Here is a 1,029-nt window from a genome sequence, read left to right on the forward strand (position 1 = left end):
CGGGATCGTCGAAAATGTCGATGATCGCCGCAGAGCGTTGGAAGCCGTCAAGGAGAGCGAGTCGCGTTTCAGGGCCATCGCCGACGATGCGCCGGTGATGATCTGGGTGACTGATGCAAGCGGCGCAGCCACTTACCACAGCCGTCTTTGGCTCGAGACGACCGGGCAGACCGCCGAAGAGGCCCGCGGTTTCGGATGGGCCAAGGCCGTTCACCCGGACGATCGTCAAAAAGTCGAATGCGGATTTGGCGCGGCCTCGCGTCACAGAGAGCCGGTCCGGGTAGAATACCGTCTTCGCCGCGCCGACCGCAGCTTGGCCTCAGTCATTGATATCGGACAGCCACGCTTCACCTCGGACGGCGGGTTTCTCGGCTATGTCGGTATTGCCCTCGACATCACCGAGCTTCGCAACGCGGAACAAGAACGCTTTCTGGCGCAAAAGCAAATGCATCACATGGCGCGACACGATGCGCTGACCGGATTGCCGAATCGTCAGTTCCTCCGCGAGGAGTTCGAACGCACTTCGGATAAGATCGCGCCGAGCACAAAAGTCGCAATTCACTGTGTTGTTCTGAATGGCCTTAAGGCGGTCAACGACGCCTATGGTCGAGCCACCGGCGACCTGCTGCTGCGTCGTGTGGCTGAGCGGCTGCGCAATTGTGTCAAGCAATCCGACATGCTCTGCCGACTGGGCGGCGACGAATTCGTCGTCTGGCGCACCGGCATCAACAGCAGTGACGAAGCGCGTAACCTGGCGCAGCAGCTTATCGATGCCGCTGAACTGCCGTATGATCTCGCGGGAACGCAGGTGGATCCTGGAGTGATTGTTGGGCTTGCGACTGCCCCGATCGGTGACCAATCGGTGGACGGGCTTATCCAGGCTGCCGACATAGCGCTTGATCAAGCCAAAGCCGGCGGACGCGGCACCTACGTGGAGTATCAGCCGGGCATGGACGCGCATCTCCAGACAAGAGAGCAGATGAAGGTTTCCCTTCGGCGCGCCCTTGTCAATGGCGAGCTGGAAGTCCA

Annotated in this window: 1 protein-coding gene; it reads left to right on the plus strand. The window is 60.6% G+C overall.

Annotated features, from left to right (window positions below; genetic code table 11):
- On the plus strand, positions 1–1,029 hold a 1,029-nt coding region (locus QN224_RS33515; RefSeq protein WP_283980170.1), incomplete at both ends, for a diguanylate cyclase.

This window comes from Sinorhizobium sp. 7-81 (genome assembly GCF_030124405.1).
Lineage (GTDB): Bacteria > Pseudomonadota > Alphaproteobacteria > Rhizobiales > Rhizobiaceae > Sinorhizobium > Sinorhizobium psoraleae.